This is a genomic window from Pseudomonas sp. BF-B-30, from assembly GCF_019956305.1.
Taxonomy (GTDB): Bacteria; Pseudomonadota; Gammaproteobacteria; order Pseudomonadales; family Pseudomonadaceae; genus Aquipseudomonas; species Aquipseudomonas jessenii.
This window is the reverse complement of record NZ_JAHBDG010000024.1, coordinates 18060-32654: the sequence shown is the minus strand read 5'-3', so window position 1 is coordinate 32654 and position 14595 is coordinate 18060. Positions and strand designations below refer to the sequence as shown.

Below are 14595 nucleotides of genomic sequence, written 5' to 3'. Positions count from 1 at the left end.
TTGCGCAACCATTAGAATTCGATGCGCACGTCGCCTTTAGGCACGCTGCAGCACGAAAGAATGAACCCTTCAGCTTCATCTTCCTCGGTGATCCCGCCGTTGTGGTCCATTTCCACTTCACCACCCAGCTTCAACACCTTGCAGGTGCCGCAGATACCCATGCCGCACGCTTTCGGAATCATCAGGCCGACCTTGGCCGCCGCCGCATGCACGGTCTCGCCCGGGGCCACGCGGATGCTCTTGCCGGACGCCGTGAACTCCACCTCGTGCAGATCCGCCACGTCGACTTCCGGTGCCTCGGCCGCTTGCTCGGCGTGTTCCACGGCGTCGGCGCGCGCCTCTGGCGGGGTCGCACCGAAGGATTCTTCGTGATAACGCGACATGTCGAAGCCAGCGGCTTCCAGCAAGCGCTTGACCGCATTCATATACGGTGTCGGGCCGCAGCAGAACACTTCGCGCTCAAGGAAGTCCGGCGCCATCAATTCAAGCATTCTGTGGTTCAGGTAACCGCGATAACCGGCCCAGGGCTCACCCATACCGTGCTTCTCGCAGATCAGGTGCAGGCTGAAGTTGTCGATCCGCGACGCCATGTGTTCCAGCTCACGGTGGTAAATGATGTCCTTGGGCGAACGGGCGCTGTGGATAAACACCATGTCGACATTGCCGTTGGTGTCGTAGAACCAGCGCGCCATGGACATGACCGGCGTGATACCGACGCCGCCGCTGAGGTAAAGCACCTTTGGCGCGGTGAAGTCCATGGCATTGAACAGCCCGACCGGTCCGTGCACCGCCAGCTCCTGGCCTTCGTGCAGAGTGTCGTGCAGCCAGTTGGAGACCTTGCCACCCGGTACGCGCTTGATGGTCACCGAAAAGCTGTACGGCACCGATGGCGAGCTGGAAATGGTGTACGAACGCATGATCGGCTGGCCTTCAATCTCCAGCTCCAGGGTGACAAACTGCCCCGGTTTGAAGAAGAACATGATCGGCTGATCGGCCATGAAGCAGAAGGTGCGCACATCCCAGGTTTCCTGGATGACTTTGACGCAACGGACGATGTGCCGACCATTGGCCCAGGTCTGGGTGGTTACCGGATTCAGGAAACTATTGGACATGCTGATCTCCACGGCCGACTGCCGGCCTTCATGTTGGCGATTCTGCGTATAGCGCAGATCACCCATTTACCTATCTGCGACATTGACATGCTTATCGCGACCAGCCCCCAACGACTGGGGCTTGCGCGTCGGGAACAGATTGCACCATGTCGCCCATGGATAAGGTTCTGGCCTGCGCCGGCCCCACACTCGCCCCATACCAAGACACATTCTTTACACCTTGCGTAGCAACCCTGATCAGCCACTTTCGCGGCCACGCAGATGGCCTTGAGGAAATACACGATGGACGTCACTACTACCCTGAGCCTGGGCGATCCGCTGGAACCCGCACGCAAGGCCACCGCGCAGATGCTGCAAGAGCGCGAGCGCACGTTCTCGCTGCCGCAGCCGTTTTACTCCGACGAGCGCCTGTTTGATATCGACATGCAGGAAATCTTTCAGAAAGAGTGGTTGATCGCCGGCATGACCTGCGAGATCCCTACCAAGGGCAACTACCTGACCCTGCAGATCGGCAAGAACCCGATCATCGTGATCCGTGGCGCCGAAGGCGTGGTGCACGCGTTCCACAACGTCTGCCGCCACCGTGGCTCGCGCCTGTGCACCAGCGACAAGGGCAAGGTCGCCAAGCTGGTTTGCCACTATCACCAGTGGACCTACGAACTCGACGGCCGCCTGCTGTTCGCCGGCACCGAAATGGGCGCCGACTTCGACATGAACCAGTACGGCCTCAAGCCGGTGAACGTGAAGACCGCCGGCGGCTACATCTTCATCAGCCTGGCGGAGAACCCGCCGGCCATCGATGACTTCCTGTCGACGCTCAACCACTACATGGAACCGTACGACATGGAGAACACCAAGGTGGCGGTGCAAACCACCTTGATGGAAAAGGCCAACTGGAAACTGGTGCTGGAAAACAACCGCGAGTGCTACCACTGCAACGCGTCGCACCCGGAACTGTTGAAAACCCTGCTGGAGTGGGACGACGTCACCGACCCGCGCGCCGACCAGGCCTTCAAGGACCACGTAGCCGCCTCCGCCGCTGCCTGGGAAGCCGAGAAGATCCCTTACGCCCACGCCAGCTTCGGCCTGCGCAACCGCATCGTGCGCATGCCGCTGCTCAAGGGCACCGTGTCGATGACCATGGACGGCAAGCAGGGCTGCGCCAAGCTGATGGGTCGCATCAAGAACCCGGACCTGGGCTCGATGCGCATCCTGCACCTGCCGCACTCCTGGAACCACTGCATGGGCGACCACATCATCGTGTTCACCGTGTGGCCGATCAGCGCCCAGGAAACCATGGTCACCACCAAGTGGATCGTGCACAAGGACGCGGTCGAAGGCGTGGACTACGACGTGGAGCGCATGCGCCAGGTCTGGGACGCCACCAACGACCAGGACCGTCGCCTGGCCGAAGAAAACCAGCGCGGCATCAACTCCACCGCGTACCAGCCTGGTCCGTACTCCAAGACCTATGAGTTCGGTGTGGTGAACTTTGTGGACTGGTACAGCGAGCGCCTGCTGAGCAACTTGGGTGCCGAGCCTGCGCCTTACCTCAAAGGGGTTCCGGTTCAAGGCTGAAGCATGTCCCTGTAGGAGCGAGCTTGCTCGCGAAAAATCCAGGGGCACCGCGGGTCATCTGTCTTTTCGCGTCATCGTTCACGACCATCGCGAGCAAGCTCGCTCCTACAAGGGGCTTGCTCGCAACAGGTTTTCTCCCCGCTACACATTCCTCTATCTTTAGAACTGTACGAAATATGATCTATTTCGTTCAGAGCTATGCTGCGCACGCCTCCCAGCCTTCCGCAAACAAGTTATCCACATCTCCACCCACAGCTATTGGGGACAACTGTGGAAAGACTGCAAAATATCTTCACAAAAACCAAAGAAAAAACGTGACTTATCCAGAAGCATGCTTCCACTGGCGCGCTGGTCATTTTTTAACCAGAAGCCTGAAAGTCACGGACTGCAAGGCTTTCAGAGGATGGCAAACACCTTATCCACAGAAGCGCCAACAGACTTTGGGGTTAACTTCGCAGGGGCTGTGGAAAACCGCTAAAACCCGCAGGAACTCGGCGTTTGCGCGGAGGTTCACGGCGCTAAACGGGCTTTTGATCATTTTATAATCAAAAGCCTACACGCCGCTGTTTATAAGGCCTGCAGCCGATAGCAAACATCTTATCCACAGAAGCGCCAACAGAGATTGGGGGCAATTTTGCATCGACAGCAGCACATATCCTCTTGAAAATGCATGGAAAAACCACGAACCAGACTGGGTGTTTTTTGATCGACACCATGCAAGGCTTGATTTGTATGGGGTGTAGCGAGGGGCGAACATGTTATCCACAGAACCACCAACAGGGATTGTGGGTAACCGTCCAAGCTGTTCAGACTCTATTGAGGCATGAGCGACCTGAATCGAGATCCAGGTTCAATTCAAAGTCTTTGAAGGCGCGCCATCCGAGTAATATCGACGGCACGTATTGTCCGTCCACCAACGACGGCGGGATGGTAAAGCCCGGGTAGTATTTGTAGCTGACCACCAAGGTGTCGCCTTGCAGGGCCAATACGCCGGTGAAGCGTTGAAAGTGCTTATTGTCGCCGGTGTAAACGTTCGAGCCTCCCGGTGTCAGCGCCTGCGCCACGCTGACTTGCCTGCCGGGCGACGCGGCCGTCAGGTAGTCGACATTTCCCGTATCGATGATGGCTTGCGTTGTCCGACGATCCAGCTGTGCGGCAACTACCAGCCGTTGGTTGAGATCCAGGCGGCTCAAGACAATTGGCGCATCACAGCGCCGGGCAGGCGGCGGATTAAGTTCCAGTGTTCTCCTGGTTATCTTCAAGCGCCCCAGCTTGCTGATCAGATCCAGCCCCAACAAATTATCCCGGTCGCTGACAAAGACCAGGACGTTCCTGAACTCACGGGTGCCGACTCTCAGTGACCCGAGAATTCCCAACCTCGCGGCCAGGCCCCTTTCGCCATAAAACGTGCTGTAGCGATAATGAGCATCGGGCAACATCCTGATCCCCATCTGTTTCGCAGTTTCAATGTTGACCCGGGTTTGCGGTGCCCCCGTGTCCAGTACAAAACGCGCCGAGACACCGTTGGCCGTTCCGACCTCGATAAATGGCAGCGATTGTTCAGCGATGTAGAAGTCATTGGCATACGGATGGAGCTGCAGCACCTCATGTCGGGCAGATCCCTTGACCGAGAAATTGCCAGCCCTCGTCAGAATAGCCAATGATTCGCTGCCAAACATGGAGAACAGGGCATTCAGGTCGGCATCGACCGCAATCGCCCGGGCATGCTTACCCTTGATGGCCAGATAGTATTCGGGGATTTGGTTGGCGGCCTTGGCTTCGAGCATTCTGGCCAGGACCGTCACTGAACAGCTGAGGTGCTTATCGGCATCCAGTACCTTGTCGCACTGCTGCCGTAGCTGCGCCAGGGACGCGTCGCGCCCCTGCCCGGTCTCCAGCCATTGATAAAAGTCCTGATCAGCCACGGGCACGTTTGCCGGGACAGCAGACAGCAAGCCGGTGGATATCCACAGGGTCGATGCAAAAAGCGCCGGAAGAGCGAAAGTCTTCATGTTCAAGCCAGTCATAAAAACCGGATTTCATGAGTCAGCGCTGAACGTCTGAAAACTCCCGAAAGCGTGTCGCACTCTTGATCAGCGCATAGAAAACTGTAGCTCATCGCCCTCGTCAACGTGGGACGAGGGCGCGTGGCGTTGTGGATAACCTTCGCTGGTTAGAACCCCCGCAGACTCAGGGCCTGTGCATAAGATAGGCGTCACCGGTGACGCGGATCATGGGATGAGGGGTGACCTGGCAGGTTTTGATGATCTCGAAACCGTGCCGCTCGTAAAAGCGCCGGGCGCCAGTGTTGGCGGCATAGTCGATCAGGCTCAGGCCATTGAGCCCCAGTTGGTCGGCACGCTCTTGAGCATGGGCGAGAAACTGCACGCCCAGGCCCCTGTTGCGCCAGCCCTCGTGCAGGGCAAGGCTGGAGATATAGAGCGTGTCGGGCACTTCCATGTCGGCGTAAGGCGCCAGTACCGGGTCAGTCGTCGGCTCCGCCAGTGGATCGTGGCGCATCACGTAGCTGTGCATCATGCCAATGACCTGGCCACCGGCCTCGGCAATCAGGCAATTCTGGTAGGAGAAATCCACGTCGTCCCGGGCATACCGAATGGTGCCGACGTCCAACAGATCCTGGCCGGGCTCCGCGATCTGGCTCCAGATGTAGTCTGAAGCGCCTTCGGATGAAATCTGGAACAACCGCGCAATCTCACGCGCATCCGCGCGGACCGCCGAACGAAATTCAACAGCCATCGTTTCCTCACAATCTGGGGGGTTAACACAACCCAATGTGGGAGCGGGCTTGCTCGCGAAAGCGGTGTGTCAGGCAATCAGAATCTCGACTGACACGACGCCTTCGCGAGCAAGCCCGCTCCCACAGTGGACTTGCGGTGACTATGTGATTAGCGGACCACACCCTCTTCAATCAGCAGCTTGAGGATCGCTTCTGCCCCCGCTTGCGCCGTAACGCCCTTGAGCACTTGCCCACCGCCACCGCTGGCCTTGGCCGTCGCGGCTTTCATGCGATCGGCGCCGCTCTTGGCCTTGATCACCTTCAGGCGCTTGGGCCGTGGCTTGGCCGGCTGCAGGGTGGCGACCGCGAGCAGTTCATCGTCGATGACCTCGACGTCCTGTGCTTGCAGCACGCCGCGTCGGGCCGGGCCGTAGGCACTCTGCCGTGGCTTGGGCGCGGCGTTATCCACAGTTGCCAGGAACGGCAAGCGAACCTTCAAGCGACGACGCTGACCACGCGGCAACGCTTGCAGCACCAGCGCCGAACCGCCATCGATGGACTCGACTTGCGCCAACCCCACCACCAGCGGCCAGCCCAGGTTTTCAGCGAGGAGGAATGGCAACATGCCCGATCCTTCGCCGGTTTCCGCCTGGCTGCCGGTCAACACCACCTGGGCCCCGGCATCGCGCAGATAATCGGTCAGCGCCGGCAGCGCGTCGGCGCCTTGTGGTTGTTCCAGCACGTGCAGTTGTTCCAGGCCCATGCCCAGATACGCGCGCAATGCAGGCTCGGTGATGTCGCCGGCATGCAGCACCTGCAAGTTATCCCCAGCCAATTGCAGGCCCAGTTCCACCGCCCGCGCATCCTGTTCCGCGCGACGCGGCCGACCGGATGTCGGGTGGGCGCCGATGGACACCAGGCTGATGATTTTCGTGCTCATAACCCTTTCCTTCCCTTAAGCCGCATCGCGCTTGGCGTCGTTGCGGTAAGCCTCTACCGCCTCGATCAAGGCTTGAAGAATCTCGGCACTTTCGCCAATCACCGACAGGTCGGCCCGTTTGATCATGTCGCAACCAGGGTCGAGGTTGATCGCCACCACCTTGTCGCAGGCACCAATGCCTTGCAGGTGCTGGATCGCTCCGGAAATCCCCACCGCCACATAGACCCGCGCGGTGACCCAGGTGCCGGATGCCCCGACCTGACGGTCGCGGGCCATGAACCCATCGTCCACCGCCACCCGCGATGCGCCTTCGGTCGCGCCGAGGGCCTCTGCGGTCCGGTGGAAAAGTCCCCAGTCCTTGACCCCGTTGCCGCCGGAGAAAATGAATTCGGCTTCGGCCATGGGGATGGCCGCCGGATCGACTGCCACCGCACCCAGGTCTTCGATCCGCGACAGGCTGCGGGCCACGGTTGTGGATAACTCCACGGGCAGCGCTTCGTGACGGGTTTCGCTGACCGGTTCGGCGCACTCGGCAGCCGCCAGGATCAGTCGCGCCAGTGGACGGGCAAGGTCTTGCAGACCCGCGCCGGCGCGGCCGATGCACTCCTGATCCTTGACCTGCCAGACCCGCGTGGCCGGGCGTTCGCCCAGTGCAGCAGCAAAGCGCCGCCCCAGCTCGCCGCCACCGCTGCGGCTGTCCGGCAGCAACCAGTGACGCGGGCTGAACTGGTTATCCACAGCCCGCAGGCCCTGGACCCGTTGTTCCGGTGCATAACCGCTGAATTCGTCACCTTCCAGTACCAGCAAGCGGTCAACGCCCGCCGTGGCGAAAGCGCTTTCCTTGTGCTCGCCGAACACCACGGCCAATACAGCGCCGTCCTTGCCGGCCAGTTGATGGGCCAGGCCCAGCAGATCGCGGTCGTGACTGCTCAAGCGACCGCCGACCATGTCCGGCACCACGCTGATGTAAAACGCGGGCGCAGTCACTTGATGCAGCGGCAACTGCACTTCAACCGCGGCCGAACGTTTAGTCGTCCCGCCTTGCTGAGCGCCACTGCGGTCGATCCGTTTGATCCCATTGGGACCGATAAAACCGATCCCGTGAGGATTCTTGCGGATGACGCCGTTAGGCCCCATCCAGCTGTGTTGCGCTGGCTGCATGGCCGCGTGCAGCGGGTGCAGACGGTTGCGGGCGATCCATTCGGCGCGAGGGTCGCGGCGGATAATGTCACTCATCAATGCACCTCCGCAGGTTCACGTTTGGCCGGTGCCGAAGGCTTTCCCGGCGCGGCGTCTTCGAGCAACGCATCAGCCACCAGTTCGGCGATGTCCTTGATCAGCGGACGTGGTTCGACCACGCCTTCAAGCATCGCGGTGCACTGTGGACAACCCACGGCCACCAGTTCGGCGCCGGTTTCGCGGATGTCTTCCATGCGCATGTCGGGAATGCGCTGCTTGCCGGGAATGTCGGTGATCGGCGCGCCGCCGCCACCGCCGCAGCAGCGGGAGCGGAAGCCGGAACGCTGCATTTCTTTCACTTCAATCCCGAGCGCGCGCAGAACCTGGCGCGGTGCCTCGTATTCGCCGTTGTAACGGCCGAGGTAGCACGGATCGTGATAGGTCACGCTATCGCCTTTGTGCTGGCCAAGATTGAGCGCGCCAGCATCGATGATTTCCGCCATGTAGGTGCTGTGGTGCTGCACCAGGTAGTTACCATCGAAGGCGCCGTACTCGTTTTTCAGCACGTGGAAACTGTGCGGATCGCAGGTGACGATACGGTTGAAACTGTATTTGGCCAGGGTCTGGATGTTGCGCTTGGCCAACAGCTGGAAGGTTGCTTCGTCGCCCAGGCGCCGGGCCACGTCACCGCTGTCGCGCTCTTCGAGGCCGAGCACGGCGAAGTCGATTTTCGCCGCCTTGAGCACTTTGACGAAGGCGCGCAGGGTGCGCTGGTTACGCATGTCGAAGGCGCCATCGCCGACCCAGAACAGCACGTCGGTGGATTTCTTTTCGCTAAGCAGGTTGAGGTTCAGGTCCGCTGCCCAGTTCATCCGCCCGCCCGGCGCGAAACCGCCAGGGTTGTCGGTGGCGATCAGGTTTTCCAGGACTTCGGCACCCTTGTTCGGGGTCGCGCCTTTTTCCAGGGTCAGATGACGGCGCATGTCGACGATGGCATCGACGTGCTCGATCATCATCGGGCATTCCTCGACGCAAGCGCGGCAAGTGGTGCACGACCACAGCGTCTCGGCATCTACCAGACCGTTGACGATCGGCTGATGCGGATTGCCCGCGTGCTCGCCAATGGCTTTGCCTGGGTACGGGCTGCCGGCGAACTTGGCATCGGTGCCACCGGCCAGGCCGACGACCATGTCCTGAATCAGTTTTTTCGGGTTCAGCGGCTGACCGGCGGCGAAGGCCGGGCACGCTGCTTCGCATTTACCGCACTGCACGCAGGCGTCGAAGCCGAGCAACTGGTTCCAGGTGAAATCCTTGGGTTTTTCCACACCCAGTGGCGCGGTCAAGTCGCTAAGATCCAGCGGTTTCAACCCCGTGGAACGACCACCACCAAAGCGTTCGGCGCGGCGGTGCCAGGCCAGGTGCAGGGCACCGGCAAAGGCGTGTTTCATCGGCCCGCCCCAGGTCATGCCGAAGAACAGTTCCGACACACCCCACAACACGCCAACCCCGAGAATCGCCGCCAACAGCCAGCCACCGAAATTTTCCGGCAGGATGCCCGCCACCGGCAGGGTCAACAGGAAGAACGAGGCCGAGAACGCCAGCAGGCTTTTCGGCAGACGCATCCACGGGCCTTTCGACAGGCGCGCCGGCGGATTGCGCCGACGCAGGTAAACGAAGATCGCGCCGACGAACATCACCGCCGACATCAGCAGCAACGCATAGCCGAGGAAGCGGTTATGCAGGCCGAAACCATGCACCAGAATCGCCAGCACGATGGACGCCACCGCACCGCCAGCCGTGGCGACGTGGGTGTTGGCAATGTATTTGTCCCGCGCTACCACATGGTGCAAGTCGACCATGTAGCGCTTGGGCATGGCGAACAGGCCGCCGATCAGGTCGACCTTGGAGGCTCGGCCCCGGCGCCACATGGCCACCCGCCGCAACGCGCCCAGGACACCAAGGCCCAGGGCGGCGAACAACAGGATTGGAAGAAGGGTGTTCAACATGGTGAAGCTCCCAAAGACCTCGGGGTCTCATGTGGGAGCGGGCTTGCTCGCGAATCAGGCGACGCGGTGTATCAGGTGTACCGCGTTATCGTTCTTCGCGAGCAAGCCCGCTCCCACATTGGTTCGGTGTGGTTTTAGAAATCCTTGCACAGCCGCAACGCGTCGTAGATCGCCGCGTGCACGTTACGCTGGGCCACGCAGTCGCCGATGCGGAACAGAAGGTAGCCGTCGCCGCTCTGTTCCAGGCAAGGTTGCGGCTTGATCGCGAACAAGGCTTCGACGTCGATCTGGCCTTTGTTGCGCGAGCCTTCCTTCAGCGCGTAGTAGATTTCTTCGTCCGGACGCACGCCGTTTTCCACGACCACCTGGTCAACCACCCGCTCCTCTTTGGCGCCGGTGTATTCGTTTTCCAGTACCGCTACGAGCTTGTCGCCTTCGCGGTAGACCTTCTCCAGCATCATGTCGCCGGTCATGATCACTTCTTTCGGGTACATGCTGCGGTAGTAAGTCGGGAACGACGTACCGCCAATCGCCACACCAGGCTTGATGTCGTCGGTGACGATCTCGACCTGACTGCCCTTGTCGGCGAGGAAGTCGGCGGTCGACATGCCGGTGAACTCGCAAATGGTGTCGTAGACCAGCACGTTCTTGCCCGGTGCCACCTTGCCGTCGAGGATGTCCCAGCTGCTGACCACCAGGCCTTCAGCCGCGCCCCAGTGTTCGTTCTGCTCGATGAACGGATGACCGCCGACGGCCAGCACCACCACGTCCGGACGCAGGTCCATGATGGTTGGCGCGTCAGCCGCGGTGCCCAGGCGCAGGTCGACTTTCAACCGCGCCAGTTCCAGTTGATACCAGCGGGTGATACCGGCGATCTGGTCCCGTTGCGGGGCTTTCGATGCGGTGGTGATCTGCCCGCCGATGAATTCCTTTTTCTCGAACAGGGTCACGTCGTGGCCACGCTCGGCGGCCACGCGGGCGGCTTCCATCCCGGCGGGACCGGCGCCGACCACCACCACCTTGCGTTTCACGCCAGTGGTTTTTTCGATGATGTGCGGCAAGCCCATGTATTCACGAGAAGTCGCGGCGTTCTGAATGCACAGCACATCCAGACCCTGATACTGACGGTCGATGCAGTAGTTGGCACCGACGCATTGTTTGATCTGGTCGATCTGGCCCATTTTGATCTTGGCGATCAGGTGCGGGTCGGCGATGTGCGCGCGGGTCATGCCGACCATGTCGACGTAACCGCCTTCCAGGATACGTGTGGCCTGGTTAGGGTCCTTGATGTTCTGCGCGTGCAGCACTGGAACCTTGACCACTTCCTTGATGCCGGCAGCCAGATGCAGGAACGGCTCCGGCGGATAACTCATGTTCGGAATCACGTTGGCCAGGGTGTTGTGGGTGTCGCAACCCGAACCCACGACGCCAATGAAGTCGAGCATGCCGGTATCGTCGTAATACTTGGCGATCTGCTTCATGTCTTCGTGGGAAAGACCATCCGGGTGGAACTCGTCACCGCAGATGCGCATGCCCACGCAGAAATCGTCACCAACCTCGGCGCGCACGGCCTTGAGCACTTCCAGACCGAACTTCATGCGGCCTTCGAAGGTGCCGCCCCATTCGTCGGTACGCTTGTTGACCCGTGGGCTCCAGAACTGGTCGATCATGTGCTGATGCACCGCCGACAGTTCGACACCGTCCAGGCCACCGGCCTTGGCGCGGCGGGCCGCTTGAGCGTAGTTGCCGATCACCCGCCAGATCTCTTCCGGCTCGATGGTTTTGCAAGTGGCACGGTGCACCGGCTCGCGCACGCCTGACGGCGACATCAGCGTCGGCCAGTTGAAACCGTCCCAACGCGAGCGACGGCCCATGTGGGTAATCTGGATCATGATCTTGGCGCCGTGCTTGTGCATGGCGTCGGCAAGATTCTGGAAGTGCGGAATGATGCGGTCGGTGGACAGGTTCACCGAACTCCACCATTCCTGCGGGCTGTCGATGGCCACCACGGACGAACCGCCACAAATCGCCAGGCCGATACCGCCCTTGGCTTTCTCTTCGTAATACTTGACGTACCGGTCGGTGGTCATGCCGCCGTCGGTGGCATAGACCTCGGCGTGCGCGGTGCTGAGCACGCGGTTGCGGATGGTCAGTTTGCCGATCTGGATCGGCTGGAACATTGCTTCGAAAGCCATGGCGGGTTCCTCGACTTACAACGGCTTGACGGTGAACAAGCCGTCTTCGTGGCCCTCTTCGGAGCCACCGTAGACTTGTTCGGCCACGGTGCGGATCTTGCTGCCGCGAGCGGCGAGGATCTGATCCATGGCCCCTGCAAACCAGCCAGTGAACATGTAGTCGACCTTGCGCCCGACCTTGCCGTACACGTAGACGAATGCCGAGTGTTCGAGCTTGACGCTGGCGGTGCCTTTGTCGAGGTCGATGTCCTGGATCTTGAACAGGCCCCAGCCGCGCTGCGACAGGCGCTTCATGTAGTGCTCGAACACCGCGACGCCTTCCAGGCCGTGGCATTCGGCTTCTTTTTCACACCAGTGCCAGGCGGACTTGTAGCCGGCCTTGTAGAGGATTTCGGCATAGGCTTCAGCGCCCAGCACTTCCTCGATGCCCATGTGGTTGTTGACGAAGAAATGGCGCGGCACGTACAGCATCGGCAGGGCGTCGGAGGTCCAGACACCGGTTTCGCTGTCGACTTCGATTGGCAATTGCGGGGCGATCTTGGCCATGGAAACTTAACTCCAGAAAAATTTTGGTGTTGCCCCCGGCGCGGGCGGCCGGGGGAAAGGATTCAGAGGTGCAGCGGCTTATTCGCCCCAGACATCTTTCAAGACGTTGACCCAGTTCTCGCCCATGATCTTGCGTACCACGCGCTCGGAGTGGCCGCGCTTGAGCAGGGTCTCGGTCAGGTTCGGGAACTCGCCCACGGTGCGGATGCCCAGCGGGTTGATGATCTTGCCGAAGCTGGTCAGGCGGCGGGCGTAGCCCTTGTCGTGGGTCAGGTATTCGAAGAAGTCCTGGCCATGGCCCTGGGTGAAGTCGGTGCCGATGCCGATGGCGTCTTCGCCGACGATGTTCATCACGTACTCGATGGCTTCGGCGTAGTCGTCGATGGTCGAATCGATGCCCTTGGCCAGGAACGGCGCGAACATGGTCACGCCGACAAAGCCGCCGTGGTCGGCGATGAACTTCAGTTCTTCATCGGACTTGTTGCGCGGGTGCTCCTTGAGCCCCGATGGCAGGCAGTGGGAGTAGCAGACCGGTTTCTTCGACTCGAGGATGACTTCTTCGGAAGTCTTGGAACCGACGTGGGACAGGTCGCACATCACACCAACGCGGTTCATCTCGGCGACGATTTCGCGACCAAAGCCCGACAGGCCTCCGTCACGCTCGTAACAGCCGGTGCCCACCAGGTTCTGGGTGTTGTAGCACATCTGCACAATGCCGACGCCCAGCTGCTTGAAGACCTCGACATAGCCGATCTGGTCTTCGAAGGCGTGAGCGTTCTGGAAGCCGAACAGGATGCCGGTCTTGCCCTGCTCCTTGGCTTTACGGATGTCGGCGGTGGTGCGCACCGGGATCACCAGGTCGCTGTTCTCGCGAATCAGCTTCTGGCTCGCGGCGATGTTGTTGACGGTGGCCTGAAAGCCCTCCCACACCGACACGGTGCAGTTAGCCGCCGTCAGACCGCCCTTGCGCATGTCTTCGAACAGTTCACGGTTCCACTTGGCGATAATCAGCCCGTCGATAACGATGCTGTCGGCGTGCAATTCGGCTGGGCTCATCAGGCTGTCCCCTTGTTAGCGATTCATGCGCCGAATCGTGTGCCGGCGCTTTGGGGCCAGCATATGCCTCGGTGCAGGGGCAGCCGGGTGCAAAAACGACAGGGGGTTTGCCGAAAGCGTCAATCCGCGACAAAGGGTCGTCGCCAGGCACAATCATCGACCTGTTCAAGGCCCCTGGCTTGGGCCAGAATTCGCCGCATCACTGGATGCTTCACTGGACAAGAGCGGCGACGATAATGAAATCGATCATTCTGGCAATGGCACTGATTGCGACCGGCGTACACGCAGCGGAGGTGGCCGACGACAATCCCTGCGACAAAGTCGAAAACGACATCCAGACCCTCGAGTGCTCGGCCTTCAGCAAAACCTCCGCCGAAGACCTGCTCAAGGAAAACCTCCAGGGCCTGACCGAGCGCATGCAGTCGCAGTACGGCAAAAACCCGTCGCAACTGGCCGACATCACCGCCAAGATCAAAGCCGCCCAACAGCAATGGCTGAAGACCCGCGACGCAGACTGCGCCGTCGAAGCCTTCCCGGCCACCAGTGGCAGCAAGGCGCTCACCATTGCCCAGAACGATTGCATTGCACGGATGAGCGACGAGCGGTCGGAGTTTTTGGAGTCGATTGGGCAGGAGTGATCCGTTCCCCAGCCAGCTTGAGCTGTAAGCTGCACACCCTCTGTCACTAATGGGATTGAACATGAAAGTCTGCGGCATCGAAATCAAAGGCAGCGAAGCGATCATCGCCGTGGCCACGCTGGACGGTCAGGCGCTGAGCCATGTCGCGCTCGCCACCAAGAAAATTGCCCTGGACGATGATGACGAAGCCGCCAACGTCAAAGTGTTTGCCGCTCAGGTCGCTTCGTTTGTCCGTGAGAATTCCATCGACCGCATTGCGATCAAGAAACGCAGCAAGAAAGGCGAGTTCGCTGGCGGGCCAACGACCTTCAAGATCGAGGGGGTTTTCCAGTTGTTGGAGAATTGCGAGGTGACCTTGCTGTCGCCGCAGACCATCAATGCCCAAGCCAAAAAGCACAATTTCGAGCTGCCGGGGACGCTGAACAAGTATCAGCATGAGGCGTACAAGGCGGCATGTTCGGCGTTACTGAAGAAGTAACCGCCCCTCCAGACACTGGTGATCAAATGTGGGAGCGGGCTTGCTCGCGAATGCAGTCTGTCAGCTGACATCTGTGCCGATTGACACACCGCTTTCGCGAGCAAGCCCGCTCCCACAGGTTTCTCGGGGG

The 14595-nt window shown here is 60.4% G+C and carries 12 protein-coding genes; 3 read left to right on the top strand and 9 right to left on the bottom strand.

Annotated features, from left to right (window positions below):
• Positions 1-11 precede the first annotated feature (11 nt).
• Positions 12-1112, bottom strand: a complete 1101-nt coding sequence (gbcB, locus tag KGB29_RS14725) for a glycine-betaine demethylase subunit GbcB (RefSeq protein WP_102672494.1) — start codon at positions 1110-1112, stop codon at positions 12-14.
• Between the two features lie 282 nt (positions 1113-1394).
• On the opposite strand from gbcB, the gene gbcA reads away from it, so the two are divergent.
• Positions 1395-2690 carry a glycine-betaine demethylase subunit GbcA gene (gbcA, locus tag KGB29_RS14720; RefSeq protein ID WP_057712996.1) on the top strand — a complete coding sequence of 432 codons (1296 nt, stop codon included), beginning with the start codon at positions 1395-1397 and terminating at the stop codon, positions 2688-2690.
• Positions 2691-3496: 806 nt separating this feature from the next.
• Here the strand turns inward: gbcA and KGB29_RS14710 are convergent.
• From KGB29_RS14710 to KGB29_RS14675, 8 genes are all read right to left on the bottom strand, one after another.
• Positions 3497-4702, bottom strand: a complete 1206-nt coding sequence (locus KGB29_RS14710) for a retropepsin-like aspartic protease (RefSeq protein ID WP_223508016.1) — start codon at positions 4700-4702, stop codon at positions 3497-3499.
• A gap of 178 nt (positions 4703-4880) precedes the next feature.
• Positions 4881-5447 (bottom strand): GNAT family N-acetyltransferase, encoded by a 567-nt coding sequence (locus KGB29_RS14705; protein WP_150813791.1) that lies wholly within the window; start codon positions 5445-5447, stop codon positions 4881-4883.
• Positions 5448-5596: 149 nt separating this feature from the next.
• Positions 5597-6367 (bottom strand): electron transfer flavoprotein subunit beta, encoded by a 771-nt coding sequence (locus KGB29_RS14700; RefSeq protein ID WP_090451839.1) that lies wholly within the window; start codon positions 6365-6367, stop codon positions 5597-5599.
• Between the two features lie 15 nt (positions 6368-6382).
• Entirely contained in the window at positions 6383-7603 is a 1221-nt protein-coding gene (locus KGB29_RS14695) for an electron transfer flavoprotein subunit alpha/FixB family protein (protein ID WP_150813790.1), read from the bottom strand.
• Positions 7603-9552 carry a dimethylglycine demethylation protein DgcB gene (gene dgcB / locus KGB29_RS14690; protein WP_223616449.1) on the bottom strand — a complete coding sequence of 650 codons (1950 nt, stop codon included), beginning with the start codon at positions 9550-9552 and terminating at the stop codon, positions 7603-7605. Before dgcB ends, KGB29_RS14695 begins: the two co-directional genes overlap by 1 nt.
• 134 nt (positions 9553-9686) lie before the next feature.
• Entirely contained in the window at positions 9687-11747 is a 2061-nt protein-coding gene (gene dgcA, locus KGB29_RS14685) for a dimethylglycine demethylation protein DgcA (RefSeq protein ID WP_057712990.1), read from the bottom strand.
• A 15-nt stretch (positions 11748-11762) separates the two neighbouring features.
• A complete protein-coding gene (locus KGB29_RS14680; RefSeq protein WP_008048169.1) occupies positions 11763-12293 on the bottom strand; it encodes a DUF5943 domain-containing protein in 531 nt (176 codons plus the stop codon).
• A gap of 78 nt (positions 12294-12371) precedes the next feature.
• On the bottom strand, positions 12372-13349 hold the full coding sequence (locus tag KGB29_RS14675) for a dipeptidase (RefSeq protein ID WP_032829497.1): 978 nt from the start codon (positions 13347-13349) through the stop codon (positions 12372-12374).
• A 236-nt stretch (positions 13350-13585) separates the two neighbouring features.
• Between KGB29_RS14675 and KGB29_RS14670 the strand changes: the two genes are divergently transcribed.
• Complete coding sequence (locus KGB29_RS14670) at positions 13586-13987, top strand: lysozyme inhibitor LprI family protein (protein ID WP_057712989.1); 402 nt, start codon at positions 13586-13588, stop codon at positions 13985-13987.
• Positions 13988-14048: 61 nt separating this feature from the next.
• On the top strand, positions 14049-14465 hold the full coding sequence (locus tag KGB29_RS14665; protein ID WP_150813789.1) for a DUF3010 family protein: 417 nt from the start codon (positions 14049-14051) through the stop codon (positions 14463-14465).
• Positions 14466-14595 lie beyond the last annotated feature (130 nt).